Origin of the sequence: Peteryoungia aggregata LMG 23059 (assembly GCF_030814435.1) — a bacterium.
In the GTDB taxonomy this organism is placed as follows: Bacteria; Pseudomonadota; Alphaproteobacteria; order Rhizobiales; family Rhizobiaceae; genus Allorhizobium; species Allorhizobium aggregatum.
Map to the genome: position 1 here is coordinate 38013 of NZ_JAUSUW010000004.1, position 25080 is coordinate 63092.

Annotated in this window: 27 protein-coding genes; 21 read left to right on the plus strand and 6 right to left on the minus strand. The window is 63.1% G+C overall.

From position 1 onward, the window contains the following. Positions 1-20: 20 nt before the first annotated feature. A complete protein-coding gene (gene gluQRS / locus J2045_RS07635; RefSeq protein WP_307371262.1) occupies positions 21-917 on the plus strand; it encodes a tRNA glutamyl-Q(34) synthetase GluQRS in 897 nt (298 codons plus the stop codon). Here gluQRS and J2045_RS07640 read toward each other — a convergent pair. Further along, positions 888-1781, minus strand: coding sequence for a YihY/virulence factor BrkB family protein (locus J2045_RS07640; protein ID WP_307371264.1), 894 nt, complete (start codon positions 1779-1781; stop codon positions 888-890). The genes gluQRS and J2045_RS07640 overlap by 30 nt on opposite strands. Positions 1782-1874: 93 nt before the next feature. Between J2045_RS07640 and J2045_RS07645 the strand changes: the two genes are divergently transcribed. From J2045_RS07645 to J2045_RS07695, 11 genes are all read left to right on the plus strand, one after another. Next, positions 1875-2699 (plus strand): SDR family oxidoreductase, encoded by an 825-nt coding sequence (locus J2045_RS07645; protein ID WP_307371266.1) that lies wholly within the window; start codon positions 1875-1877, stop codon positions 2697-2699. A 30-nt stretch (positions 2700-2729) separates the two neighbouring features. Further along, positions 2730-2927 carry a twin transmembrane helix small protein gene (locus J2045_RS07650; RefSeq protein WP_076396652.1) on the plus strand — a complete coding sequence of 66 codons (198 nt, stop codon included), beginning with the start codon at positions 2730-2732 and terminating at the stop codon, positions 2925-2927. A gap of 3 nt (positions 2928-2930) precedes the next feature. Next, entirely contained in the window at positions 2931-3509 is a 579-nt protein-coding gene (locus J2045_RS07655) for a cob(I)yrinic acid a,c-diamide adenosyltransferase (RefSeq protein WP_147886865.1), read from the plus strand. A 347-nt stretch (positions 3510-3856) separates the two neighbouring features. Continuing rightward, positions 3857-4714: a rhomboid family intramembrane serine protease gene (locus J2045_RS07660; protein WP_307371273.1), complete on the plus strand. Its 858-nt coding sequence runs from the start codon at positions 3857-3859 to the stop codon at positions 4712-4714. Positions 4715-4888: 174 nt separating this feature from the next. After that, on the plus strand, positions 4889-5638 hold the full coding sequence (locus J2045_RS07665; RefSeq protein WP_307371276.1) for an electron transfer flavoprotein subunit beta/FixA family protein: 750 nt from the start codon (positions 4889-4891) through the stop codon (positions 5636-5638). 25 nt (positions 5639-5663) lie between these two features. After that, entirely contained in the window at positions 5664-6593 is a 930-nt protein-coding gene (locus J2045_RS07670) for an electron transfer flavoprotein subunit alpha/FixB family protein (protein ID WP_307371278.1), read from the plus strand. Between the two features lie 141 nt (positions 6594-6734). Next, positions 6735-7616, plus strand: a complete 882-nt coding sequence (locus J2045_RS07675; protein ID WP_166600314.1) for a 3-hydroxybutyryl-CoA dehydrogenase — start codon at positions 6735-6737, stop codon at positions 7614-7616. A gap of 143 nt (positions 7617-7759) precedes the next feature. Further along, the gene (gene cysP, locus J2045_RS07680) at positions 7760-8743 is read left to right on the plus strand and encodes a thiosulfate ABC transporter substrate-binding protein CysP (protein WP_307371281.1); all 984 of its coding nucleotides are present in this window, start codon (positions 7760-7762) and stop codon (positions 8741-8743) included. Positions 8744-8811: 68 nt separating this feature from the next. Beyond that, a complete protein-coding gene (cysT, locus tag J2045_RS07685; RefSeq protein ID WP_307371283.1) occupies positions 8812-9633 on the plus strand; it encodes a sulfate ABC transporter permease subunit CysT in 822 nt (273 codons plus the stop codon). A 3-nt stretch (positions 9634-9636) separates the two neighbouring features. Then, the gene (cysW, locus tag J2045_RS07690; RefSeq protein ID WP_307371286.1) at positions 9637-10533 is read left to right on the plus strand and encodes a sulfate ABC transporter permease subunit CysW; all 897 of its coding nucleotides are present in this window, start codon (positions 9637-9639) and stop codon (positions 10531-10533) included. Continuing rightward, positions 10530-11552 (plus strand): sulfate/molybdate ABC transporter ATP-binding protein, encoded by a 1023-nt coding sequence (locus J2045_RS07695; RefSeq protein ID WP_307371289.1) that lies wholly within the window; start codon positions 10530-10532, stop codon positions 11550-11552. Before cysW ends, J2045_RS07695 begins: the two co-directional genes overlap by 4 nt. 24 nt (positions 11553-11576) lie before the next feature. On the opposite strand, the gene tlpA is transcribed toward J2045_RS07695, so the two are convergent. Continuing rightward, on the minus strand, positions 11577-12242 hold the full coding sequence (gene tlpA / locus J2045_RS07700; RefSeq protein ID WP_307371291.1) for a thiol:disulfide interchange protein TlpA: 666 nt from the start codon (positions 12240-12242) through the stop codon (positions 11577-11579). A 24-nt stretch (positions 12243-12266) separates the two neighbouring features. Here tlpA and argH point away from each other — a divergent pair, with 24 nt between their 5' ends. From argH to J2045_RS07720, 4 genes are all read left to right on the plus strand, one after another. Then, positions 12267-13670 carry an argininosuccinate lyase gene (gene argH / locus J2045_RS07705; RefSeq protein WP_307371293.1) on the plus strand — a complete coding sequence of 468 codons (1404 nt, stop codon included), beginning with the start codon at positions 12267-12269 and terminating at the stop codon, positions 13668-13670. Between the two features lie 109 nt (positions 13671-13779). Next, entirely contained in the window at positions 13780-13968 is a 189-nt protein-coding gene (gene lptM / locus J2045_RS07710) for an LPS translocon maturation chaperone LptM (protein WP_229575016.1), read from the plus strand. Between the two features lie 13 nt (positions 13969-13981). Further along, the gene (lysA, locus tag J2045_RS07715) at positions 13982-15250 is read left to right on the plus strand and encodes a diaminopimelate decarboxylase (RefSeq protein ID WP_307371296.1); all 1269 of its coding nucleotides are present in this window, start codon (positions 13982-13984) and stop codon (positions 15248-15250) included. A gap of 134 nt (positions 15251-15384) precedes the next feature. Next, a complete protein-coding gene (locus J2045_RS07720) occupies positions 15385-18051 on the plus strand; it encodes a TIGR02302 family protein (protein ID WP_307371298.1) in 2667 nt (888 codons plus the stop codon). A 76-nt stretch (positions 18052-18127) separates the two neighbouring features. Here the strand turns inward: J2045_RS07720 and J2045_RS07725 are convergent, their stop codons facing one another. From J2045_RS07725 to J2045_RS07735, 3 genes are all read right to left on the minus strand, one after another. Beyond that, positions 18128-18487, minus strand: a complete 360-nt coding sequence (locus J2045_RS07725; RefSeq protein ID WP_307371300.1) for a response regulator — start codon at positions 18485-18487, stop codon at positions 18128-18130. Between the two features lie 150 nt (positions 18488-18637). After that, the gene (hpt, locus tag J2045_RS07730; protein WP_166600325.1) at positions 18638-19180 is read right to left on the minus strand and encodes a hypoxanthine phosphoribosyltransferase; all 543 of its coding nucleotides are present in this window, start codon (positions 19178-19180) and stop codon (positions 18638-18640) included. Positions 19181-19261: 81 nt separating this feature from the next. Then, complete coding sequence (locus tag J2045_RS07735; RefSeq protein ID WP_307371303.1) at positions 19262-19915, minus strand: hypothetical protein; 654 nt, start codon at positions 19913-19915, stop codon at positions 19262-19264. 200 nt (positions 19916-20115) lie between these two features. Between J2045_RS07735 and ftsE the strand changes: the two genes are divergently transcribed. The 4 genes from ftsE to J2045_RS07755 all read left to right on the plus strand — a co-directional run bounded on the left by ftsE (position 20116) and on the right by J2045_RS07755 (position 23459). Further along, a complete protein-coding gene (ftsE, locus tag J2045_RS07740; protein WP_166600327.1) occupies positions 20116-20775 on the plus strand; it encodes a cell division ATP-binding protein FtsE in 660 nt (219 codons plus the stop codon). Further along, positions 20768-21790, plus strand: coding sequence for a cell division protein FtsX (locus J2045_RS07745; RefSeq protein ID WP_370873040.1), 1023 nt, complete (start codon positions 20768-20770; stop codon positions 21788-21790). The genes ftsE and J2045_RS07745 overlap by 8 nt, the downstream gene beginning before the upstream one ends. A gap of 76 nt (positions 21791-21866) precedes the next feature. Beyond that, complete coding sequence (locus J2045_RS07750; RefSeq protein WP_370873057.1) at positions 21867-22592, plus strand: YdcF family protein; 726 nt, start codon at positions 21867-21869, stop codon at positions 22590-22592. 81 nt (positions 22593-22673) lie between these two features. Further along, on the plus strand, positions 22674-23459 hold the full coding sequence (locus tag J2045_RS07755) for a lysophospholipid acyltransferase family protein (protein WP_307371307.1): 786 nt from the start codon (positions 22674-22676) through the stop codon (positions 23457-23459). A 22-nt stretch (positions 23460-23481) separates the two neighbouring features. On the opposite strand, the gene J2045_RS07760 is transcribed toward J2045_RS07755, so the two are convergent. After that, entirely contained in the window at positions 23482-24015 is a 534-nt protein-coding gene (locus tag J2045_RS07760) for a gamma-glutamylcyclotransferase (protein ID WP_307371309.1), read from the minus strand. 47 nt (positions 24016-24062) lie between these two features. Here J2045_RS07760 and J2045_RS07765 point away from each other — a divergent pair, with 47 nt between their 5' ends. Beyond that, entirely contained in the window at positions 24063-25073 is a 1011-nt protein-coding gene (locus tag J2045_RS07765) for a DUF2125 domain-containing protein (protein ID WP_307371311.1), read from the plus strand. Positions 25074-25080 lie beyond the last annotated feature (7 nt).

Consider the following 25080-nt stretch of genomic DNA (forward strand, 5'->3'; position numbering starts at 1 on the left):
CTCTCATGCGAAGGAAAAGCATGACCGAACGTCCTCGTCAAACCGCAAGCCACGCTGCCCCCGTCTTTCGCTTCGCGCCAAGCCCCAATGGCCGTCTGCATCTCGGCCACGCGCTCTCTGCCCTTCTCAACGCGGACATGGCTTCCAGCACGGGTGGACGCCTGCTGCTGCGCATCGAGGATATCGATCTCACCCGCTGCAGTCAGGAGCTCGAACAGGCCGTCATCGACGATCTCACCTGGCTAGGGATCGCCTTCGAACAGCCCGTCCGCCGCCAGTCGGAGCACTTCCCGCTTTATCGCGCGGCTCTTGACCGGCTGAAGGCCATGGACCTGGTCTATCCTGCCTTCCTGACCCGCAGCGAGGTGAAGGCCCGCGTCTCGGCCTTCGAGCGCGAGGGCGGCACCTGGCCACGCGACCCGGATGGCGCACCGCTTTATCCGAAGGAGGAGCGGTCGCTTGGCGAAGACGAAAGGGCGGAGAAACTGGCAACGGCGGAGCGCCACGCCTGGCGGCTCGACATCGCCAGGGCGCAACGCGTCGTCGGGGCAAAGCTCAGCTGGCAGGAAACCGGCGACGGGCCACAAGGCGAGATCAAGGCCGATCCGGCCGCCTGGGGCGATGTGGTTCTCTGGCGCTCCGATGCCCCCTCAAGCTACCACCTCGCCGTCACCGTGGACGATGCTGCGCAAGGGGTAAGCCATGTCGTGCGGGGCCTCGACCTCTTCCATGCCACATCGGTCCACCGCCTGCTGCAGACCCTGCTCGGGCTGCCGGAACCCGTCTACCACCACCACCGGCTGATCCTGGGCCCCGACGGACGCAAGCTATCGAAAAGCCTTGATGACACGGCGCTGTCTACGCTCAGAGCCGAGGGAAAAACGCCGTCAGATATCCGAGCCATGGTCGGGATTTGAGATCCCGACATCAGGCTCGCCCTTGACCGGCACCACCCGGAACTTCATCAGCGCCGCATTGAATTCCGCCCCGATGATGAAGATCGCGCCGACCATGTAGAGGAAGACCAGAACGATCATGATCGAGGCAAGACCGGCATAGGTCGCGGCATAATTGGCAAACGAGGCGAGGTAGTAGCCGAAAAGCAGGGCGCCGATGAGCCAGAGGGCAAGTGTGAGCATCACGCCCGGCAGCACGTCGATCAGCCGCCGGCGGCCCGCCGGCAGGCCGAGGTGAAAGACCAGCAGCGTCACGATCAGGAAGGCAACCGTGCCGTAGACGCGCCAGTTGGCGACGGTCGCCAGGAATTCCTTCAGGAACGGAAAGAGCTTCTCGGCATAGGCGAGCGCCACGGGCACCGCGACGAGAAGCGCGCTGATCGCCGCCAGCACCACCACCGCCGCAAGCACGAAACCGAGGCTGAGCAGTCTCGTGAGATACCACGGTCGCGTCTCGGCGACCCGGTAGGCGCGGTTGAGGGAGACCCGCAGCGCCTCGACGCCATTCGAGGCGAAGTAGGCTGCCGCCAGCACCGAGATCGTGAGCAGCCCGCCGCGCGGAATGGTCAGCACCTGCACCACCTGGTCGGACAGGGGTTTCGCGATCGTTTCCGGCCAGGTGTCGAAGATCAAATGCACCGCCGTTTCGGCGAACTGGTCGGCGCCGAGGAAGCTCGCAAGCGCCGTGCCGAAAATCAGGAAGGGAAAGAGCGCAAGAATGGCCGACAGCGCCACATGGCTCGCCATAGCCCAGCCGTCGTCCTCGGTGAAGTGCCAGAACGCATCATAACCGACCTTGTAGAGCATACGCAGGAAAGTCGGCATCCAGTCTCCTTGAGAACGCGGGGTACGATTGCAGGCTGGGGCCGAATATGGGAAACCGGTCGGCATTTGCAAAGGAAGAACGAGGTTTTCCCCGTGAAGAGCATCATCGTCACCGGTTGTTCCTCCGGCATCGGCGCCTACTGCGCCGAGGCCCTGAAACGCGATGGCTGGCGCGTCTTCGCGACGGTGCGCAAGCCAGACGATCTCGCCCCGCTTGAGGCCAAGGGCATCGAGGCCCTTCTGATGGATTACACCGATCCCGCGAGCATCGAGCGGCTGGTGGCGACCGTCTTCGAGCGGACCGGTGGCCGGCTCGATGCCCTCTTCAACAACGGCGCCTATGGGCAGGCGGGCGCGGTGGAAGATCTGCCGACGGAGGCGCTGCGCGCCCAGTTCGAGACCAATCTCTTCGGCTGGCACGACCTGACCCGCCGGGTGATCCCTGCCATGCGGGCGCAAGGCGAAGGCCGCATCGTACAATGCTCCTCCATCCTCGGCATCGTGCCCTATCGCTGGCGCGGCGCCTATACGGCGTCGAAATTCGCGCTGGAAGGCCTGTCGCTGACGCTGAGGATGGAACTCGAGGGATCGGGCGTGCAGGTGAGCCTGATCGAGCCCGGCCCGATCGAAAGCCGCTTCACCGCAAATGCGCTTCATCATATCCGCGAGGCGATCGACCTCGAAAACTCTGTGCATGCCGAAAACTATCGCCGACAGCTGGCGCGACTCGATGGCACAGGCCCCGTGAACCGCCACAAACTCGGGCCGGATGCAGTCTACAAAGTCCTCACCCACGCCTTGACCGCCCGGCGTGCCCGCCCACATTATCTCGTGACCAAGCCGGCGAAACAGGGGGCCCTGCTCAAGCGCTGGCTGCCGGCCGACCTCTTTTATCGACTGATGCGCTCGCTGGACTGACCGGCGACGAACAAAGGCACTTCCATCGCAATGTCCACATTTACCTATGTCCTCGCCATCATCGTCATGGGGCTTGTCGCCCTTGTCCTCGTCCGGGGGCTCTTCAACATGCTGAAGGGCGGGGATGGCAACACCTCCAACAAGCTGATGCAGGCGCGCATCGTGCTGCAGGCGATCGCGATTGCGCTGATCATGCTGACGCTGTGGCTCACCGGCGGAGGACGCTAAACCATGGTCAAGCTCAACAAGATCTACACCCGCACCGGCGATGACGGCACCACAGCCCTGGTGACCGGCCCGCGCCGTCTGAAGCACGACCTGCGCGTCGACGCCTATGGCACGATCGACGAAACCAATTCGGCGATCGGCATCGCCCGGCTGCATACGGCCGAGATGCCGGAGCTCGACGCCATGTTGATGCGCATCCAGAACGACCTCTTCGACCTGGGCGCGGATCTCGCGGCCCCCGAAACCGGCGAAGTCTTGTCCTATGAGCCGCTGCGCGTCATCGAGGCCCAGGTCGACCGGATCGAGAAGGAGATCGACCAGCTAAATGCCGATCTCGACCCCCTCAAATCCTTCATCCTGCCCGGCGGCACGCCGGCTGCCGCCTATCTGCACCTTGCCCGCACCACCTCGCGTCGGGCTGAGCGCATCATGGTCGAACTGTCGCGTTTCGATGGCGAGGAAGTCGGCGAGCCGGCGCTGAAATATGTGAACCGGTTGTCGGACTTTCTGTTTGTGGCAGCACGTCATGCGAATGATGGCGGCAGGGCGGATATTCTCTGGGTGCCGGGGAAGAACAGGTAAGGATTCCGATAGCGAGGGACGCATCTCCCCCATTGCGGGGGAGAAAGCGATTTCGATGAATTAGTCGTGGCGCAAGCCACGGCTAAACATCAGAAATCGCAAGAGGGGGGCTCGGTGAGGTTGGTGCCCACGGAACTGTGCCCCTCTCCGGGAAAATCCGAAGTTTAGGCGGCTTACGCTCGCCTAAGCCTTCGATTTTCCGTCCTCCCCCGCTTGGGGGGAGGCGGGCTGCGGCGCCTTATATCACCCACATGGGAAGGTAGGAGCCACCTACGTGGTGCCCGCCCCCCTGTCCCCGCATCCCAACCTGCGCTAGCATTGGCCTACCCCAACCCCGACGAGGCGCGATGTTCATTCCCCTGCATGACCGAAACGCGCTCAAGCATATTCGCAAGCAATATGTGACGCTGGGGCTGATTCTCGCCAATGTCGTGACCCATGCGCTGGCCACACTGGCACCCGATGCGCTTTACGAGATCGGGGTCTATGGCATGGGATTCATTCCGGCTGTTGCCTTCAACATTGCCGAGCTCGATCCGCGGCTGGTGCTGGTGCCGGAAACTGCGACCTACATCACCTATTCCTTCCTGCATGGCAGCTGGCTGCATCTGGGCTCCAACATGCTCTTCCTCTGGGTCTTCGGCGACAATGTCGAGGACGCCATGGGGCACTTCAAGTTCCTGTTCTTTTACCTCGCCTGCGCGGCAGCCGGCGCGCTCGTGCATGGGCTGGTTATGCCGGCGAGCGAAGCGCCGCTGATCGGGGCGTCGGGCGCGGTGTCGGGCGTCGTCGCGGCCTATCTGATGCTGCATCCCAAGGTGCGCGTCTGGGTGCTGGTGTTCATGCGCTTTCCCCTGCCGCTTCCGGCCTTCATCCCGCTCCTCTTCTGGGTCGGCCAGCAATTCGTCATGCTGGTCATCGACGGCGACAGCAATGTCTCCTGGGGCGCCCATGTCGGCGGGATCCTGGCAGGCGCGCTTCTGGTGCTCTTTTTGCGACGTCCGGGTGTGCCCCTCTTCGACCGCGCGATCGTAACGCCCCGCGCCGTCGAGCATGAGGCGGCATCCGTCGACGTGGCGCCGGTCGGCCCCTGGGGGCAGAGGCCCGCAGGAAACGCACCGGATGGTGAGGCGTCAGGCGGCACACTCCGCCCGGAAACCCCGGCAAGCCAGCCGGTCCGAAAGGTCACCCATTGGGGACGATGACAACAGGTCGCGGGCCAAACATATTGACGTGAACGTCAACGTAAATTATTGCTGTCGGCCAAATGGCATCGATCGTTGTATTTGGGGAAAAAATGCGTATCGATGTCGCCAATCGACAAACGGCGGAGCGCATCTGAGCGCATTTTCCGGCGGAAGATTTGAAGAGAGGAACCCATGAAGATACTCGTCCCAGTCAAGCGGGTTGTGGATTACAACGTCAAGATCCGCGTCAAGCCTGATGGTTCTGGCGTAGAACTCGCCAACGTCAAGATGTCCATGAACCCCTTCGACGAGATCTCCGTCGAGGAAGCCCTGCGGCTGAAGGAAGCCGGCAAGGCTGAGGAAGTGGTCGTTGTTTCGATCGGCCCTGCCAAGGCCGAGGAAACCATCCGCACCGCACTCGCCATGGGCGCTGACCGCGGCATCCTAATCGAGACCGACGAAGCCGTCGAGCCGCTCGCCGTTGCCAAGCTCCTCAAGGGCGTGGTGGAAGCCGAGGCTCCAGGCCTCGTCATCGTCGGCAAGCAGGCGATCGACGACGATTCGAACCAGACCGGCCAGATGCTGGCAGCGCTCCTCGGCTGGGGCCAGGCGACGTTCGCCTCCAAGCTCGAGCTTTCCGCCGACAAGGCGACCGTGACCCGCGAAGTCGACGGCGGTCTGCAGACCATCGACGTCAAGCTGCCGGCTATCGTCACGACCGATCTGCGCCTCAACGAGCCGCGCTACGCTTCGCTGCCGAACATCATGAAGGCGAAGAAGAAGCCGCTCGACAAGAAGTCGCCTGCCGACTTCGGCGTCGACGTTGCCCCGCGCCTGAAGGTGCTGAAGACCGAAGAGCCGGGTGGCCGCAAGGCGGGCATCAAGGTGAAGTCGGTGGCAGAGCTTGTCGACAAGCTGAAAAACGAAGCCGGCGTATTGTAAGCGGAACGGACAGGAGAAACGTAAAATGGCTATTCTTCTTCTCGCAGAACACGACAACGCGACCGTCTCCGAACAGACCGCGAAGGCCCTGACGGCCGCCACGAAAATCGGTGGCGACGTGGCAGTGCTGGTCGCCGGCTCCGGCGCCAAGGCTGCCGCCGATGCGGCTGCAAAGCTCTCGGGCGTCTCCAAGGTGCTGCTCGCTGACGACGCTTCGCTCGGCAACAACCTGGCGGAACCGCTGGCGGCCCTTATCGTCTCGCTTGCCGGCTCTTACGACACGATCATCGCGGCTGCGACCTCGGTCGGCAAGAACGTGATGCCGCGCGTCGCAGCCCTGCTCGATGTCATGCAGGTCTCGGAAATCACTGAAGTGGTATCTGCCGACACCTTCAAGCGTCCGATCTATGCCGGTAATGCCATCCAGACCGTGCAATCGACCGATGCCAAGAAGGTCATCACGGTCCGCACCGCCTCCTTCGCCGCTGCCGGTGACGGTGGCTCGGCTGCCGTCGAAACTATCGCCGCTGTCGCGAACCCGGGCGTTTCCTCCTACGTCTCTGACGCGCTGTCGTCGTCGGACCGGCCGGAGCTGGCATCCGCCAAGATCATCGTCTCCGGTGGTCGTGCGCTTGGCTCCTCGGAGAAATTCCAGGAAGTGATCCTGCCAGTTGCCGACAAGCTGGGTGCCGCCGTCGGCGCGTCCCGTGCGGCCGTCGATGCCGGCTACGCCCCGAACGACTGGCAGGTTGGCCAGACCGGCAAGGTGGTTGCCCCGCAGCTCTACATCGCCTGCGGCATCTCGGGCGCGATCCAGCACCTCGCCGGCATGAAGGACTCCAAGGTCATCGTCGCCATCAACAAGGACGAGGAAGCCCCGATCTTCCAGGTCGCCGATTACGGCCTCGTCGCCGACATCTTCGAAGCCCTGCCGGAGCTCGAGAAGGCGCTCTAAGCACCATCTCGCAGCTGCGAAAGGACTGGTCAAAGAAACCTTTGCGGTCTATCAATCAGCCGGGTCCGCGACGAGCGGGTCCGGCATTTTTGTCGGTGCCATCTTCTTGAGTGAAGACGAGAACGGGTGAGGAGCGAGACGATGACGGACAAGATCAGCAATGTGGGTGTCGTGGGTGCCGGCCAGATGGGCTGTGGCATTGCCCAGGTCTCCGCCGCCGCCGGCTATAAGGTCACGATCTACGATCTCTCCAAGGAGAGGATCGAGGCGGGCCTTGCCACCATCAACGGCAACCTCGCCCGCCAGGTCACCAATGGCAAGATGTCTGACGAGGACCGCAAGGCAGCGCTGGCGCTTATTTCCGGCTCGTCCGACGTCAACGACCTCGCCCCGGCCGATCTCGTCATCGAGGCGGCAACCGAAGACGAAAGCGTCAAGCGCAAGATCTTCGCCGCCCTCTGCCCGGTGCTCAAACCCGAAGCGCTGATTGCGACCAACACGTCCTCGCTCTCGATTACACGCCTCGCCTCGGCCACCGACCGGCCGGAGCGCTTCATGGGCATCCATTTCATGAACCCGGTGCCGGTGATGAAACTGGTCGAACTGGTGCGCGGCATCGCGACCGACGAGACGACCTTCGCCACGGCCAAGACCTTCGTCTCCTCGCTCGACAAGACGATCACGGTCGCGGAAGACTTCCCCGCCTTCATCGTCAACCGCATTCTGCTGCCGATGATCAACGAGGCGATCTACACGCTTTATGAAGGTGTGGGCTCGGTGGAAGCGATCGACACTGCGATGAAGCTTGGTGCCAACCACCCGATGGGGCCGCTGCAGCTTGCCGACTTCATCGGGCTCGACACCTGCCTCTCGATCATGCAGGTCCTGCATGAGGGCCTGTCGGACTCGAAGTATCGCCCCTGCCCGCTGCTGGTGAAATATGTCGAGGCCGGTTGGTTGGGCCGCAAGTCCGGCCGTGGCTTCTACGATTACCGTGGCGAAGTGCCGGTTCCGACGCGCTGATCGGCCATTCCGGTCCGGCTCCATCCTGCGAAAAGATTTTTGCCCCTCGGGGTGATGATTGGTCGGCCATTCCTCGGAAGGGAAGTGCCGACCCTCTAGTTTGCGGGCTCGATACCTTTCCCGCACTCCGGAGCCCCCAGTCCATGAAACGCCTCCTCCTCGTCAGCGCAGCCCTTGCCGCTCTCTCCCTCCCGGTGTCTGCCGTGGCAGCCGACAAGCTGCTCAACGCGTCCTACGACATCGCCCGCGAGATCTTCGCCGCCCAGAACGAAGCCTTCATCAAGGCCAACCCGGGCGTGACCATCGACCAGTCGCATGGCGGCACCTCCAAGCAGGCCCGCGCCATTGTGGAAGGACTGGAAGCCGACGTCGTCACCTTCAACCAGGTCACCGATGTGGAGTTCCTGGCGAAGAACGGCTTCATCAACGAAGGCTGGCAGTCGGAATTCCCTAACAACGCCTCGCCCTTCTACTCCTTCCCGTCCTTCCTGGTGCGCGCCGGCAATCCGAAGGGCATCAAGGACTGGGACGATCTGGCCCGTGAGGATGTGCAGGTAATCTTCCCCAACCCGAAGACCTCGGGCAATGCCCGCTACACCTATCTGGCGGCAACGGCCTATGCGAAGGAGAAGTTCGCCGGCGACGAGGCCAAGGTGACGGAATTCGTCGACAAGATCTTCGACAACGTGCCGGTCTTCGACACCGGCGGCCGCGCCGCGACCACCACCTTTGTCGAGCGCGAACTGGGCGACGTCATCATCACCTTCGAGGCCGAGACCAAGTCGATTGCCAAGCAGTATGGCGAGGACAAGTTCCAGCAGGTCGTACCTTCGGTCAGCCTGCTCGCCGAATTCCCGGTTGCCATCGTCGACAAGGTCGCTGACGAGAAGGGCAGCCAGGAACTGGCGAAGAACTATCTCGGCTTCCTCTATTCGCCGGAAGGACAGAAGATCGCCGCCGACTTCGGCCACCGCGTCCATGACGAAAAGGTCGCCGCCGAATACAAGGACCAGTTCCCCGAAATCCGCCTTGTGACGGTCGAAGACGCCTTCGGTGGCTGGGACAAGGTATCGAAGGAGCACTTTGCCGAAGGTGGCATCCTTGATGGGATCTATGGCAGCCGCTAAGGCGGTCTTTCGGACAGACAGAGACCGGCGGGATCGCCCGCCGGTTTTCGCGTGAAAGGATCAACGACGTGAAACGGCGTGTCTTGCCTGGACTGAGGCTGTCCCTTGGGATTACCCTGGTCTATGCGGCGATCATCATCCTCTTGCCGCTGATGGCCCTGATCTTCAAGGCAGCGAGCCTCGGGCCCGCAGACTACTGGCGCATCGTCTCCTCCGAACGCGCCGTGGCAAGCTATGGCGTGACGATCGGCTCGGCGCTGGTCGCGACCCTGTTCAACCTCGTCTTTGGCCTGGCACTCGCCTGGGTGCTGGTGCGCTATCGTTTCCCGGGCCGCCGCATCGTCGACGCCCTCGTCGACCTGCCCTTCGCCCTGCCGACAGCAGTCGCCGGCATCTCGCTCACCACGCTGTTTGCCTCCAACGGCTGGTTCGGCGCAGCGCTCGGCGAAATCGGCATCAAGGTCGCCTATACACCGCTCGGCATCATGGTCGCCATGGCCTTCACCAGCCTGCCCTTCATCGTGCGGACGGTGCAGCCGGTGCTGGAAGAGCTTGATCCGGCGCTTGAAGAGGCCGGCCAGACGCTGGGCTCGACCGACTGGAGCATCTTCCGGCGCGTGATCCTGCCGCTTCTGACGCCGGCCCTGCTTGCCGGCACCTCGCTCGCCTTCGCCCGCAGCCTCGGCGAATTCGGGGCGATCATCTTCATTGCCGGCAACCAGCCCTTCTCGACCGAGATTACGGCACTTCTCGCCTTCATCCGGCTTGAGGAATACGACTATCCGGCCTCGGCAGCGATTGCCTCGGTCATGCTGATCGCCGCCTTCGTCATGCTGGCCGTGACCAATTATCTGCAGGCCCGCGCCCTGCGCTACACGGTGAAAGGCTAAAAGATGAGCCAGATCACGAAGGGACGGCGTCCGCCCCGCGTCGGTGACGCCCCGCTGTTCAGATATGCGCTGATCACGATCGTGATGGTCATGGTCGCGCTGTTCATCATCGCGCCGCTCGCCGTCATCGGCATCGAGGCCTTCTCGCGAGGCCTGCCCTATTTCCTGGAGACGATCGCTGATCCCGACACGCGGCATGCGATCGGACTGACGGTCCTAACGGCCCTGATCGCGGTTCCGATCAACACGATCTTCGGGGTAGCCGCCGCCTGGGCGATCACCAAGCATGATTTTCGCGGCAAGCGCATCCTGACGATCCTGATCGAGATCCCCTTCTCCGTCTCGCCGATCGTCGCAGGCGTCTCCTATCTTTTCGTCTACGGCCTTCAAGGTCTGTTCGGCCCGGCACTCGATAGCGTCGAGCTGAAGATCATGTTTGCCCTGCCGGGCATCGTGCTCGCCTCGATGTTCGTCACCGCCCCCTTCGTGGCCCGCGAGCTGATCCCACTGATGCAGGCGCAAGGGCGTGACCTTGAGGAGGCCGCGACCTCGCTCGGCGCCAGCGGCTGGCGCACCTTCGTCTCGATCACCCTGCCCAACATCAAGTGGGCGCTGCTCTATGGCGTCGTTCTCTGCAATGCCCGCGTCATGGGTGAGTTCGGCGCCGTCTCCGTGGTGTCAGGCAATATCAGAGGCCAGACCAACACCCTGCCGCTGCATATCGAACTGCTCTACCACGATTACAACGCCGTCGGCGCCTTTGCCGCCGCATCCATTCTCGCAACGCTCGCTTTGGTCACGCTGGTCGCCAAGGTACTCCTGGAACGCCAGGGCGCCGGTCGCCGCAACCGGCCACAAACCCTGGCTGCACCCCAGAATTCCCCGGAGGTTCTTTCGTGAACATTCGCCTCGACACCGTCGTCAAGACCTTCGAAACCTTCCGCGCCGTGCATGGCGTCTCGCTCGACATCAAAAGCGGCGAACTGGTGGCGCTGCTCGGCCCCTCCGGCTCCGGCAAGACGACCATCCTGCGCATGGTCGCGGGCCTCGAATTCGCCGATGATGGCCATATCCACTTCGGTGATGAAGATGCAACGGACATTCCGGTCCGCGATCGCGGTGTCGGCTTCGTCTTCCAGCATTATGCGCTTTTCCCGCATATGACCGTGGCCGAAAACATCGCCTTCGGCATGAAGGTGTCGAAGGTCAAGCGTTCAACCGCCGACATCGACCGCCGGGTCGAGGAGCTGCTGTCGCTGGTTCAGCTGTCGGGCCTTGGGGAGCGTTTCCCGGGCCAGATTTCCGGCGGCCAGCGCCAGCGCGTGGCGCTCGCCCGCGCACTCGCGGTCGACCCGCGCGTGCTCTTGCTCGACGAACCCTTCGGTGCACTTGACGCCAATGTCCGCCGCGACCTGCGCCGCTGGTTGCGCGCGATTCATGACGAGCTCGGCATCACCACGCTCTTCGTCACCCATGACCAGGAAGAGGCGCTCGACCTTGCCGACCGCGTCGTCATCCTCGACAAGGGCAAGATCGTTCAGCAGGGCACGCCGGAAGAAGTCTGCCGCCAGCCGGCGAATGCCTTCGTCATGCGCTTCCTCGGCGATACCAACGCACTGAAGGCCAGTGTTTCGGACGGCAAGGCAAAGGTCGACAACATGGTCTATTCGGCTGAAGGCCTGAAGGACGGGCCGGCGGAGCTGCTGTTTCGCCCGACCGATGTCCTGTGGAGCGACGACGCATCAAAGGGTGTGGCTGCGACCATCCTGCGGGTGCTGGACCGCCCGGGTTCGAAGCGGGTTCTGGCGAAGGCGACCGATGGCGCCACGATCGAATTCGATGTCGCACCGGAATTCTCTGGCTCCAAGGGTCAGACAGGCTTCATCGAGATCCTTCGTCCGCGCATTTTCCAGGATTGAGGCATCAAGGGCGGGCGGGAGAACTCAGCCACCCGTCGCCGCAGCCGTCACCAGCGCCTTGGCGTCAGTGCCGTCCCAGACGGCGGGGCCGTTCATGCTGCCGAGCAGGCAACCCTTGCCGTCGACGAGCAGCGTGACCGGCAGGCCGAAGGCGAGACCCTCGCGCTTCAGCTGGTTGAAGACACCCATCGAGGCGTCGCGAAAGAGACCGAGTGCATCCACACCCGTCTCTTCGAGGAAGGTTTGCGGCTTCTCGACATCGCCGGTGTCGATGTTGATGGCGAGCACCTGGAAGGCCTCACCGCCGGCGGCTTCCTGCAGATTGTTGAGAGCCGGCATCTCCTCCCGGCAGGGCACGCACCATGTGGCCCAGAGATTGATCAGGACCGTCTTATTCGCGAAGTTGGCCATGGTCATGGGCGCGCCCGCCTTGTCCTGGAAGGTGAGACCCTGGATCAGCTTGGGTTCGCTGACCGGGATCATCGCCGCGACATCGCCCTTCAGATAAGGCGTCAGCGCCTCTGCCTTGGCGACAGAACCCTCGCATTGCGCGGCATCCGCAGTCTCCACGGCATTGCCAGACGTGGTCTCTCTCACGTATACCGCAGCCGCGCCGGCGACGATGCCGGCCACCGCCGCGATCGCAACCAGCTTGGTGGGGAAGAGACCGCTACGTCTTTTTTCTGTCATGTCATTCTCCAGGACGGGCATTCCATGGCCGAGGGCACAAAAGACACCAAATCCTCCAACCAGATGTGGGGCGGTCGCTTCGCCTCCGGCCCTTCGGCCATCATGGAGGAGATAAATGCCTCCATCGGTTTCGACAAGAAGCTTTACGCCCAGGATATCCGCGGCTCAAAGGCGCATGCGACCATGCTGGCGCACCAAGGCATCATCTCGGCCGAAGATAAAGACAAGATCCTTCACGGCCTGGACACGATCCTGTCAGAGATCGAAAGCGGTCAGTTCGTCTTCTCGCGCAAGCTCGAAGACATCCATATGAACGTCGAGGCACGCCTTGCCGACCTGATCGGCTCCGCCGCCGGCCGCCTGCACACGGCCCGCTCGCGCAACGACCAGGTGGCGCTCGATTTCCGCCTCTGGGTGAAGGAAGAGCTGCAGAAGACGGAACAGGCGCTTAGTGGCCTGATTGCCGCCTTCCTCGACCGTGCAGAAGAACATGCCGACACCGTCATGCCCGGCTTTACCCATCTCCAGACCGCCCAGCCGGTGACCTTCGGGCATCACTGCATGGCCTATGTCGAGATGTTCGGTCGCGACCGTCAGCGCGTGCGCCATGCGATCGAACACCTGGACGAAAGCCCGATTGGTGCTGCGGCACTCGCCGGCACCGGCTATCCGATCGACCGCCACATGACGGCGCAGGCCCTCGGCTTCCGGGAACCCACACGCAACTCGATCGACACGGTATCCGACCGCGACTTCGCGCTGGAATTCCTCTCGATAGCCTCGATTGCCGCCGTTCACCTTTCGCGACTGGCGGAAGAGATCGTCATCTGGTCGACGCCGCAATTCGGCTTCATCCGGCTGTCGGACGCGTTTTCGACCGGCTCGTCGATCATGCCGCAGAAGAAGAACCCGGACGCCGCCGAACTGGTGCGCGCCAAGACCGGCCGCATCAACGGCTCGCTGATTGCGCTGCTGACCGTCATGAAGGGCCTGCCGCTCGCCTATTCCAAGGACATGCAGGAAGACAAGGAACAGGTCTTCGACGCCGCCGAAAGCCTGGAACTGGCAATCGCCGCCATGACCGGCATGGTGACCGACATGACCATCCGCACCGACAAGATGAAGGCAGCCGCAGGCTCCGGTTACTCGACAGCGACGGACCTCGCCGACTGGCTGGTCCGCGAAGCCGGCCTTCCCTTCCGCGACGCCCACCATGTCACGGGCAATGCCGTTGCTATGGCCGAGAAGAAGGGCTGCGATCTCGCAGAGCTTTCGCTGGAAGAGCTGCAGAGCATCAATGCGGCGATCACGGCTGACGTCTTCAACGTTTTGACCGTGGAAGCCTCGGTCGCCAGCCGCAAGAGCTTTGGCGGCACGGCGCCGTCCGAAGTCAGGAAGCAGATCGCCTGGTGGCGGGCGCGCAACTGACAGGGCAACCGATCACGGCAACGCGTGTCGTCCATCACGAGATCAGGGGTGCACAAGCGCCCCTTTTTTCGGTAGAGCCTAGAACAACAACATTTCTATGGACCGAGTCATGGTGAATTCGCTGAAACGCACGACGCTCACGCTCTCTCTGGTGCTGGCCGCTTCGCTGGCTCTGTCCGCCTGCGGCCGCAAGGGCGATCTCGACCCGCCGAGCACGCCGGTCGACCAGCAGAACAAGCGCGGCGTCGAGGCGGAAAAGACCCCCGACACCCCCTTCCTCCTCGATCCGCTTCTTTGACAGGGCTTAACCCGTGAACCACTTCGAGTATCGCGACGGCGTTCTTTACGCCGAAGGCGTGGCCATTCCCGAAATCGCACGTGCCGTCGGCACGCCCTTCTACTGCTATTCGACCGCGACGCTGGAGCGCCATTACAAGGTCTTTTCCAAGGCCTTCGATGGCGTCGATGCCCTCGTCTGCTATGCGATGAAGGCCAATTCCAACCAGGCTGTCCTGAAGACGCTGGGACGCCTCGGCGCCGGCGTGGACGTTGTCTCCGAGGGCGAACTGCGCCGTGCGCTGGCCGCCGGCATCCCGGCAAACCGCATCATGTTTTCGGGCGTCGGCAAGACGCCGAGCGAGATGGATCTGGCCCTCGAGGCCGGCATCTACTGCTTCAATGTCGAGAGCGAGCCGGAACTGGAAGTCCTGAACCAGCGCGCCATCAAGGCCGGCAAAAAGGCGCATGTCTCCTTCCGCGTCAATCCGGACGTGGACGCCAAGACCCATGCGAAGATCTCGACCGGCAAGAAGGAGAACAAGTTCGGCATCTCCTTCGAGCGCGCCCGCGCCGTTTACGCGCGCGCTGCGACCCTGGAAGGCATCGAGGTCACCGGCATCGACATGCATATCGGCAGCCAGATCACCGATCTGCAGCCCTTCGAGGACGCTTTCCGCCTGCTGCGCGAGCTGGTCGAGACGTTGCGCGGCGACGGTCATACGATCGATCACGTCGATGTCGGCGGCGGCCTTGGCATCCCCTACAAGGAAGACAACAACCCGCCGCCCGAGCCGGACGCCTATGCGAAGATCGTCAAGGACCAGCTGTCCGGGCTGAACTGCCGCATCGTCACCGAACCCGGCCGCCTGATCGTCGGCAATGCCGGCATTCTGGTGACCGAGGTCATCTATGTGAAGGATGGCGGTGACAAGACTTTCGTCATCGTCGACGGCGCGATGAACGACCTCATTCGCCCGACGCTGTATGAGGCCTATCACGAGATCAAGCCGGTGGTGATTTCGGCGGCGAATGCCCCGCGCATCAAGGCCGATGTCGTGGGTCCCGTCTGCGAGACGGGCGACTATCTGGCGCTCGACCGCGAGATGGCGATGCCGAAGCCCGGCGACCTGATCGCCGTCGGTTCTGCCGGCGCCTATGGCGCGGTGCAGGCCGGAACCTACAACACCCGCCGGCTGGTGCCGGAGGTGCTGGTGAACGGCAACGAGTTCCATGTGATTCGCCCGCGGCCGACCTATGAGGACCTGATCGCGCTCGACAGCGTGCCCGACTGGCTGGCCTGATCCATTCACAATTCGGCGATGAGGCGGGAAAAACTCCCGCCTTTTCTCTGCCGCCCTCGTCTTCGCCACAAAGACTGCTATCTTCGAGAACAATCAGCCGTGACTGACGCGCGGCGCTCTCGGAGACCAGACGGATGAGCTCTTCCCGCCCGGCCGGCCACAGGAAAGGCGCCTTCAAGGACGATCCGGCGCTGGCGCGTCGCGTTGGCCTGAAACGTGTGCTCGCCCGTTCCGTGCTGTTTGCCGAGCGTCTGCTGCCGCTCTTCCTGCCGGTCGCCGGCATTGCCGCACTCTTCGTCTCGCTTGCCTGGTTCGGCATCTATCGCGAAGTGCCGGACCTCGTTCGCCTCGCGATCGTCTTCCTCCTCGTCTTCGCCTTTGTCGCCTCCTTCCTGCCCTTCCTCAAAGTGCGTCTGCCGAGCATTGCCGAAGCCGACCGGCTGCTCGAGGAGCGCAACGGCCTCGCCCACCAGCCGGTGGCCGTTCAGGATGACCAGATTGCGGCCGAGACGCCCTTTGCCCGGGCACTCTGGCAGGAGCACCAGCGGCGCATGGCAGAGCGCATCGCAGCGCTCGACGCCGGCCTGCCACAGCCCGACATCGCCCGCTACGACCGTTACGCCCTGCGCGCCGTGCCGGCGCTGCTTTTCGTCACGGCGCTCGCCTATTCCGGCTCCAACGGGGCAGGCCAGATTGCCGATGCCTTCCGCCAGCATGTGCCGGAAAGCGAGGCGCCGACGATCCGCATCGACGCCTGGATCACGCCCCCGGGCTATACCGGCCAGCCGCCGGTCTTCCTGTCCGGCCTCGGCACGCAGGATGCGGCCGGCGTAACCGTACCGCAGAAATCCAAGGTCACGGTGCGCATCAGCGGCGGCGTTTCCGACGAGAAGGTTCTCTTCGTCCAGCAGTCGGACGGCACCGTCCTCGATGTCGCCGAGAAGCAAGATCCGGCCCGCAAACAGGCTTCCGGTTCCGAGACTGCCGAGACAAAGCCTGCACCGGCACCTGCGGCTGCACCTGTACCGGCCAATGCCCAGATGGTGGCGCGCACCCACGAACTGGAACTCGATGAAGCCGGCGATCTGCGCGTCGCCGATCGCACCTGGACGATCGGCGTGACGCCGGACAAGGCACCGGAGATCGCCTTTGACGGTGTGCCGCGCCGCGCGATCAACGGCGCACTGGAAATCGCCTTCCTCGCCAAGGATGATTACGGCCTGCAGAAGGCCCATGCCGAAATCGTGCCATTGGAAGAACAGCCGGGCGCGACCCCGCTCTACCCGCTTCCGGACTACAAGCTCGACCTGCCCCGCCACAATGCCCGCGACACCAAGGGCGTGGCGAGCCGCAACATCACCGAACATCCGCTGGCCGGCCAGATGGTGAAGATCACGCTGGTGGCGACCGACGGCGCCGGCCAGACCGGGCGCAGCGAGCCGATCGAAATGCTGCTGCCCGGCCGCAACTTCAACGAGCCGCTTGCGGCAGCCGTTGCCGAACAGCGCAAGGTTTTTGCCCTCGATACAAAGCAGATACCGCAGGCGATCGAACTCAACGAGGCCCTGGTCATCCGTCCCGACGAGACGATCCCGGATCTCGGCAACTTCATCGCCATCGAAAGCGCCCGCGCCCGGATGACCATGGCGCGCGGCGAGGAGCAACTGAAGGACACTGCAGACTATCTCTGGGAGATTGCGCTCGGCATGGAGGACGGCGATCTGTCGCTGGCCGAACGCCGTCTGCGCGACGCCCAGCAGGCGCTGTCCGAGGCGCTGGAAAACGGTGCCAGCGACGAGGAAATCCAGCGGCTGATGGCCGAGCTGCGCTCCGCGATGCAGGAATTCCTCCAGGCGCTGGCCGAACGAATGCCAAACCAGCAGGGCCAACCGCAGCAGAATGCCGAGAACATGCTGCGCCAGCAGGATCTCGACAACATGCTGGACCAGCTCGAAAACCTTGCCCGCTCCGGCAATCGCGATCAGGCCCAGCAGCTTCTGTCCGAACTGCAGCGCATGATGAACAACCTGCAGGCCGGCCGGCCGCAGCAGGGCCAGCAGCAAGAGAACAGCGAGGCCCGCCGCCAGATCGACAAGCTTGGCGAGATCATGCAGCAGCAGCAGCGGCTGATGGACGAGACCTTCCGCCTCGACCAGGCGCTGCGCGACCGCATGCAGCGCGGAGACCCGCAGCAGGGCGAGGAAGGTGCCGAGGGCCAGCAGCAACAGGGTCAGCAGCAACAGGGTCAGCAGCAGCAAGGCCAGCAGGGTCAGCAGAACCTCGACGGCATGACCGCCGAACAACTGCGCGAGGCGCTCAGGCAGCTGCGTGAGCAGCAGGAGCAGCTCGGCCAGCAACTCGGCGAACTGCAGGAGGGGCTGAAAGGTCTCGGCATGCAGCCCGGCGAAGGCTTCGGCGAAGCCCAGCGCGAGATGGAAGGCGCCGGTGAAGCCCTGGGTCAGGGTCAGGGCGGTCCGGCCGTGGAAGGCCAGGGACGCGCCATGGAAGCGCTGCGTCAGGGTGCCCGTGACATGATGAACCAAATGATGCAGGCGCAGCAGGGACAGGGCGGCCAGGGTCCACAGATGGGCCAGGGACAGGGCAACCAGGACGACCGCGATCCTCTGGGCCGTCCTCGCGCTACAAGCGGCCCGGATTTCGGCGAACAGGTCAAGGTGCCCGACGAGATCGACGTTCAGCGTGCTCGCGAGATCCTCGAAGCGATCCGCGAGAAGCTCGGCGAAAACGCAAGCCCCGAGATAGAGCGCCGTTATCTGGAGCGGCTGCTGGACATCCAGTAAGACCCTGACAGTTCCGAAAAAACGACGACGCCCGCATCAGCGGGCGCTCGTGTGGTCGGCGATCTGTTCGACAGTCTCAGCCGGCAAGCGCCGAGGCGACGGCCTTGCGAATATCGGGCAAGGCGAAGGGCTTGGAAACGACATCGACAATCTTTAACGAGAGGTCGTCGGCGCGTTCGCGCTGCTCGGCATAACCGGTCATCAGCAGGATCTTCATGGCCGGAAATTCGGAATGGGCGCGGTGCGCAAGTTCGATGCCGTCCATGACAGGCATGCGGATATCGGAGAGCAACAGGTCGAAGGCACCTTCCGAGAGCTTTTCGAGACCTTCGGCACCATCGGCGGCCTCATGGGTCTCATGACCGTCGAGGCGCAGCGCGCGCGCCACGAAGGAGCGCAGGGAGTCTTCGTCTTCGGTGATGAGGATTCTCGCCATGGTAGAATTATGCTCCCGCGTCCTTTGGACCTTGCGAGAGGCAAATCACCAGACTTTCCTTGTCGAGTGGTAAACGCCGGACCCGCAGTCCGGCGCGATGGTTAACAGCTCACTGCCGTTGGATGGCCAGATGTTCCCTTGTGGAACAGCTCAGGCGTCGCCGGTGACAACACCAACGAAGGGCAGTTCGCGGAAGGCATAGGCCACGTCCATGCCGTAACCGACGACGAAATAGTCGGGGCATTCGAAACCGACATAGTCAGCCTCAAACACTTCTTTTCGCTTCACTTTCTTGTCGAGCAGCACGGCGATCGTGACGCTTGCCGCACCCCGTTCGAACATCAGTTCCTTGGCGAAAAGCAGCGTGCGGCCCGACTCCAGGATATCGTCGATCAGGAGCACATTGCGGCCCTTCACATCCGAATCGATGTCCTTGATGATCTTCACGCCCTGGGAAACCGTGCCTGTGCCATAGCTGGACAGGGTGATGAATTCGACTTCCGGGGCAAGACCCACGTCATGCAACGCACGAATGAGGTCGGCGGCGAAGATGAAGGAGCCCTTGAGCACCGAGATGACCAGAAGGTCGTCGCAGGGACCCTTCATGATGTCCTGGGCAAGCTCCAGATTGCGCTGCCGGATCTGTTCGGCGGTAAAGAGCGGTTCGATGTTCTTTCCGCGAACAACGGGCATGGGGAACTCCTTGCTGGTCGACCTCAGGTCCTTGAGCCGGCGGATGCCGGAAAGGCACGGGCCTTAACACACTGGAGCGTGTTAGGCACCCGCCTCTTCGAAGGAAAGCCGGACTTCCGGGATTTTTCCACCGGGATGCTGGAGCCGGGTCACGATGCCGCGGCTCTCGCCGCCTTCAAGCGTGGCGACGGGCGGATCGATATAGGTGCTCGCGACGACTTGCCCGTTGAGCACGAGATCGGCGCGAAGCTTCGGCAGGGTCACTTGCCGACCGGTGCGATTTTCGACGATCGCGTTGAGCAGCAGCACACGCATACCGTTGCGGTCCTGCGGCGTGAGGTTCACATGGGTGAAATCGAGCGGCTTGGCGGCGATCTCAGGATGTTCGCCGCTGCCGAAGACGAGTTGTCCGGCCAGCGAGAAGATCGAGACAAAGGCAATCGCCACGAGAAGCGAGAAAGCCACGTCCGACAGTCGCTGAAGGCGTGTTTCGACAGCCGTGACTACAGCGCGCACATACGAGGCAAAATCGGGCGCAACCGACGCAGAAGCCTGGGGAGTAGCTTGATACAAGGAAGGCCTGGACGGCTCTCGTACAGTTACGAATTGCGCATCCACGGCATCGTTCCGCGCCATGCGGTGGGCAGAGAGATCAATCCGTCGGCGGGCACGATCCGGCGGCAGGAGGTCGAGGTCCGCCATGGCGGCCTGCTTCTGTTGGCGGAAAGCACTCATTCATCCGGACCTTTCGCACAGCCAAAATCGGATACCCCGAAAGTCGGCGGTTGAAACGAATCCTCTCCAGACGTAAATTCAAATGGTTAATGCTTCGGAAAGACGGGCGCGGAAGCCATGGTCCCCGGTGCATGTTTACCGGCCGTTGACGATCTTCGTTTACGTGCCCCAGACCTCGGACACGTCAGACTGGGCCCCCTTTGATCCATTTCGAAAATGTCGGCCTGCGCTATGGGATGGGACCGGAGATCCTCCGCGACCTGACCTTCGACCTGCCGAAAGGGTCCTTCCAGTTTCTGACCGGACCCTCGGGCGCCGGCAAGACGACGCTGTTGCGCCTGTTGTTCATGTCGCTGCAGCCGACGCGCGGACTGATCCGCAGCTTCGGTCGCGACATAACCCGCATTCCCCGCAGCGAACTGCCGATGCTGCGCCGCCGGGTCGGCATCGTCTTCCAGGATTTCCGCCTGCTGGACCACCTGACGACCTATGAGAATGTGGCGCTGCCGCTGCGCGTGCGCGGCAAGGCGGAGCAGACCTATCGGCAGGATGTAATCGAACTCTTGAAATGGGTCGGCCTCGGCGAGCGGATCAACGTACTGCCGCCGGTGCTCTCCGGCGGCGAGAAGCAGCGCGTGGCGATTGCCCGCGCGCTGATCGACCGACCGGAAATCCTGCTCGCCGACGAACCGACGGGCAATGTCGATCCGCCCATGGCACGCCGGCTCCTGAGCCTTTTTCTGGAACTGAACCGCCTCGGCACCGCCGTCGTCATCGCGACCCATGATCTCGCGCTGATGGACCAGGTGGATGCGCGCCGGATGATCCTCACCGACGGGCGGCTCGACATCTATGAATGAGATCCCCCAGAACGCAAACCAGAACGCAAACCAGAACTCTGGCCAGAAGAAGCGCCGCGTCGAGATGACGGTGAGGCCGACCGGGCCGATCCTGCCGCCGTCGAACATTCAGGGCAATGCGCTGCTGGTGGTGATCGCCATCATGGCCTTTCTCGCCTGCCTGACGCTGGGCGGCGTCTCCATGGTCCGCGCCACCGCCGCCGGCTGGCAGAGCCAGATCTCCCGCGAGATCACCATCCAGATCAAGCCGGAAGACGGACTCGACATGGGGGCAGCGCTGGTCAAGGCGCGCGATCTGGCGCTCACCTTCGTCGGCACCCGCGACGGCCAGATCATGGACGACAGCGCGACGGCTCGCCTGCTTGAGCCCTGGCTCGGCACAGGGCTGAACCTCGAGGATCTGCCGGTTCCGCGGCTGATCGTGATTACCATCGACGAGACCAACCCGCCCGATTTCGAGGCCATGCGTGCGCTTCTGAAGGAGGAGGTGCCGCAGGCCTTCCTCGACGACCACCGCACCTGGGTCGATCGACTGGTGCAGATGGCGCGGACCACCGTGCTGATCGGCTCCGGCATTCTGATCCTGGTCTTTACCGCCATGGTGCTGACCGTCATCTTTGCGACACGGGGTGCGCTTTCCGGCAATCGCCACATTATCGAGGTCCTGCATTTTGTCGGCGCGGAGGGTGCGTTTGTCGCCCAGGAATTCCAGAAGCATTTTCTGAAGATCAGCCTGAAGGGCGCAGCAGCGGGTGGCTTCCTCGCCGCCAGCTTCTTTGCGCTCGCAAGTTTCTGGCAGAGCCGTTCGCTGGCGACGCCACAAAGCGACCAGGCGACGGCCCTCTTCGGCACGTTCACGATCGGCTGGAGCGGCTATCTCGGCATCTTTGCGACCATGATCGTCATCGCACTCCTGACGACGCTGACGGCGCGGCTCACCGTGATGCGCACGATCTACGAGATCGATCTCGTTCGCTCCGATCCGGCCCGCACCGACGGCCTTCTGGACGACTGACGAAAACTCGCATGTTGACTTGCCTTAAAGCCGCCTGTTCGCTGTGGGAAATCCCGGTTATTCACGGGCTATGAGCATGGATCGGATGACGCCAAATCAACCGCTGCGTGACGGCGACCGGCCCAGTTCGGCAGCCGGCCTCTTCGCGCGAAAAGGCCTGATCCGCAGGGCCTTGCGTTATGGCGGCATGACGCTGATCCTGTGTGTCGCCGTGCTCGTGGCAGGCTTCCTTGTTTTTGCTGATTCGGTTACCAACATGCGCCCGCCAGAGACGGTCAAGGCGGATGCCATTGTGGTGCTGACAGGCGGATACCAGCGCATCGAGCAGGCGATCGGCCTGCTGAAACGCGGTTATGGCGAGAGACTGCTGATATCAGGTGTCAATCCGGCCACCACGGCGGGTCAGATCCGCAAGACCACCCGCACCTCGCCGGACCTCTTCGAATGCTGCGTCGACATCGGTTACGGTGCAATCGACACGATTGGCAACGCCAACGAAACCGCGATGTGGATCCGCGACAAGGGCTACAGGACCGTGCTTGTGGTAACCAGCAACTATCATCTCGCCCGCAGCCTGATGGAGCTGCGCCGCAGCGATCCGGATACGACCTTCATCGGCTATCCCGTGGTCAATGCCGATCTCAAGACGAGAAACTGGTACAGCGAACCGGACGCGATGCGCACCATGCTTGCCGAATACGGCAAGACGGTCGTCGCCTATATCAGGGGCGTGACCGGCTGGAGCCGGGCTCAGGGACTGCGCCCCGAGGGGGAAATCACCCAATCTGGCCGCATATCCTGACCGGCAGCACAACGCGGACGCTTTTGCTCGCGGAACTTTTGCTCTAAGGACGGTTTCGCCCGCCCTCGAAAGCCCCATGACATGATCCCGCTGCGTTCCATACTCTTCAACATCGCCTTTTACGCCAATCTGATCCTCCGGATGATCGTGCTGTCGCCGATCTATTTCCTGCTGCCGCGCAAGAAGGCCTTCTTCGTGCCGAAGGACTGGGCGCGCGCCAATCACTGGCTGATGGAAAAGATCGTCGGCACGACCTTCACGGTCGAGGGGCTGGAAAACATTCCGAAGAGCGGCGGCTATATCCTGGCGCCCAAGCACCAGTCCTTCTGGGACACCTATGCGCTGCTGCCCTGGCTGGATGACCCGGTCTATATCCTGAAGCGCGAGCTGATGTGGATTCCGGTTTTCGGCTGGTATGTCGCCAAGCAGCGCATGATCCCGGTCAATCGCGGCGCCAAGGGCAAGGTCATGGCCCAGGTGATCGAGCGCACCAAAATGGAAATGGCGAGTGGCCGCCAGTTGATCATCTATCCCGAGGGCACCCGCCGTCCGCCGGGTGCAGCACCCGACTACAAGTATGGCATCGCCCGCCTCTACCGCGACATCAACGTGCCAGTCGTGCCCGTTGCCATGCATCCGGGCCTGTTCTGGCCACGCCGCAAGTTCCTCCGCTTTCCAGGCCATTTCGTTGTCCGCATCCTGCCGCCGATCGAGCCGGGTCTCGATCCGGATGTCTTCCACGAAACGCTCATGCGGCAGCTGGAAGCGGCCAGCGACGAGCTCCTGGTGAAGACGGCGAAGGAGAATCCGCATCTGCCCCTGCCGCCGACGGCCGTCAACCGCCTGAAGGAACTCGGGGCGCTCTGAGCGTATTGCAGACTCGCAAGGCTCAGTCGCGCCCTTGATCGGCACCGATCGCCGAGGCGACACTTTCGAGCCAATGGTCGCGGATGCCAAGTTCGCGCATGTGGGCGACCGTGTTGGCAACATAGACAGGATTGGGGCCGGATCGTCCGACGGCCCCACCGACGATGCGGGCGGCCTCCTCCACGGTGACGGCGCCGGCATATTGCGAATGGGTACGGTCAATGACGTAGGTGAGGGCCCGGACATCCCGCCCGTCGCCGAGCCGGGCACGAACATGGCGCTCGAGATAAACGCTCGTGACAAGTTCTCGTTCGCGCAGGTAGTCCACGGTCGCTTGCCAGTCGGATGGCGTGACGCGGAAGGCGACACCCTTGCAGGAGCCGCCACGATCGAGCCCGAGCACGAGACCGGGGCGCTGTTCGGTGCCACGATGGACATAGGAACGAACGCAGAGCGCACGCCGATAGCCACCCAGGTGGGCAAGCACCCGCTCTTCATAGGGAAAGCCCGGGTTCCACATCAGCGAGCCGTAGCCAAAGACCCAAAATTCGTCCATATCGCAAGCCAATCCTAGAGACGAAAAGATCGCAACGAGGAGCACCCATGGCCATCCCGACCGCGCCGCAAAGCCCGATCAGCAGCAAGGTGCTTCGGCTCGGGGTTTTGATCGTCCTTGTCATCGCTGTCTATAGCGTAGCCTGGTATTTCGCGGCAGAATTCCTGCGCAACCGCATTTTGAGCTTCTTCGGCGGCGGAAATCCCGCAGGGGTGACGGCATCCTGTGAAGACGCGACCATGGGCGGCTATCCCTTCCGCTTTCGGCTCAACTGCTCGCGGCTTTCACTGGACGACCATTTCCAGGGTGTCGCGGCCTCCTTTGGCCCCGTGCGGGCGGCAGCGCAGATCTACAATCCCGGCCATGTCGTCTGGGAGATGGATGCGCCGGCCGAGATCCGCTCGGCGCTCGGTTTCAACACCGCGCTCGACTGGACCAACATGCAGTCGAGCTTCCGCATCGGACTGTCAGGCCTGTCGCGCAGTTCGCTCATGCTGGAAGGGCTGAACGCCACGGTGACCTCGACCGTTTCCAGCCTGCAGCTGCAGGTGACGGCACCCAGCGCCCAGTCGCATGTACGCCAGAACGAGGGCAATCTCGATTATGCAACGCTGGTGCGCGACGTCACGGTCTCCGTCGATGGTGAGAAAATCGCGCTCCCACCCGTCTCGGCCAGCCTCGACGCGACCTTCGCCGACAAGGGCGGCTTGCTCGATCCCAGGATCGCGCAGGAGCAGAAGCTTTACGGCACCAAAGGCGAGATCCGCCGCATGGTGGTCGATCTTGGCGAAGGCCGGGTGCTGACCCTGAGCGGCCCGTTCGAAGTGGGTGACGACGGGCTGCTGTCGGGGCGGATCAAGATCGAGGTCGAGCAGATCCGCGCCTGGCGCGATGCCGTGAAGAAGGCCTATCCCGAACAGGCAGACATGGTCGACAATGTCGCCAATGTGCTTCGAGCGCTGGCCTTCGGCCGCGACGACAGCGAGGCGGAAATCACCATCCAGAACGGCATCGCCTCGCTCGGCTTCATTCCGCTCGGACAGATACCGCCGCTCTGAAGAGAGC

Bases quoted from the DNA above. Each gene is read 5' to 3' on its own strand.
- gluQRS (WP_307371262.1), top strand. From the start codon at position 21: ATGACCGAACGTCCTCGTCAAACCGCAAGCCACGCTGCCCCCGTCTTT.
- J2045_RS07640 (WP_307371264.1), bottom strand. From the start codon at position 1,781: ATGCCGACTTTCCTGCGTATGCTCTACAAGGTCGGTTATGATGCGTTC.
- J2045_RS07650 (WP_076396652.1), top strand. From the start codon at position 2,730: ATGTCCACATTTACCTATGTCCTCGCCATCATCGTCATGGGGCTTGTC.
- J2045_RS07655 (WP_147886865.1), top strand. From the start codon at position 2,931: ATGGTCAAGCTCAACAAGATCTACACCCGCACCGGCGATGACGGCACC.
- J2045_RS07660 (WP_307371273.1), top strand. From the start codon at position 3,857: ATGTTCATTCCCCTGCATGACCGAAACGCGCTCAAGCATATTCGCAAG.
- J2045_RS07665 (WP_307371276.1), top strand. From the start codon at position 4,889: ATGAAGATACTCGTCCCAGTCAAGCGGGTTGTGGATTACAACGTCAAG.
- J2045_RS07670 (WP_307371278.1), top strand. From the start codon at position 5,664: ATGGCTATTCTTCTTCTCGCAGAACACGACAACGCGACCGTCTCCGAA.
- J2045_RS07675 (WP_166600314.1), top strand. From the start codon at position 6,735: ATGACGGACAAGATCAGCAATGTGGGTGTCGTGGGTGCCGGCCAGATG.
- cysP (WP_307371281.1), top strand. From the start codon at position 7,760: ATGAAACGCCTCCTCCTCGTCAGCGCAGCCCTTGCCGCTCTCTCCCTC.
- cysW (WP_307371286.1), top strand. From the start codon at position 9,637: ATGAGCCAGATCACGAAGGGACGGCGTCCGCCCCGCGTCGGTGACGCC.
- tlpA (WP_307371291.1), bottom strand. From the start codon at position 12,242: ATGACAGAAAAAAGACGTAGCGGTCTCTTCCCCACCAAGCTGGTTGCG.
- argH (WP_307371293.1), top strand. From the start codon at position 12,267: ATGGCCGAGGGCACAAAAGACACCAAATCCTCCAACCAGATGTGGGGC.
- lptM (WP_229575016.1), top strand. From the start codon at position 13,780: ATGGTGAATTCGCTGAAACGCACGACGCTCACGCTCTCTCTGGTGCTG.
- J2045_RS07720 (WP_307371298.1), top strand. From the start codon at position 15,385: ATGAGCTCTTCCCGCCCGGCCGGCCACAGGAAAGGCGCCTTCAAGGAC.
- J2045_RS07725 (WP_307371300.1), bottom strand. From the start codon at position 18,487: ATGGCGAGAATCCTCATCACCGAAGACGAAGACTCCCTGCGCTCCTTC.
- hpt (WP_166600325.1), bottom strand. From the start codon at position 19,180: ATGCCCGTTGTTCGCGGAAAGAACATCGAACCGCTCTTTACCGCCGAA.
- J2045_RS07735 (WP_307371303.1), bottom strand. From the start codon at position 19,915: ATGAGTGCTTTCCGCCAACAGAAGCAGGCCGCCATGGCGGACCTCGAC.
- J2045_RS07745 (WP_370873040.1), top strand. From the start codon at position 20,768: ATGAATGAGATCCCCCAGAACGCAAACCAGAACGCAAACCAGAACTCT.
- J2045_RS07750 (WP_370873057.1), top strand. From the start codon at position 21,867: ATGGATCGGATGACGCCAAATCAACCGCTGCGTGACGGCGACCGGCCC.
- J2045_RS07755 (WP_307371307.1), top strand. From the start codon at position 22,674: ATGATCCCGCTGCGTTCCATACTCTTCAACATCGCCTTTTACGCCAAT.
- J2045_RS07760 (WP_307371309.1), bottom strand. From the start codon at position 24,015: ATGGACGAATTTTGGGTCTTTGGCTACGGCTCGCTGATGTGGAACCCG.
- J2045_RS07765 (WP_307371311.1), top strand. From the start codon at position 24,063: ATGGCCATCCCGACCGCGCCGCAAAGCCCGATCAGCAGCAAGGTGCTT.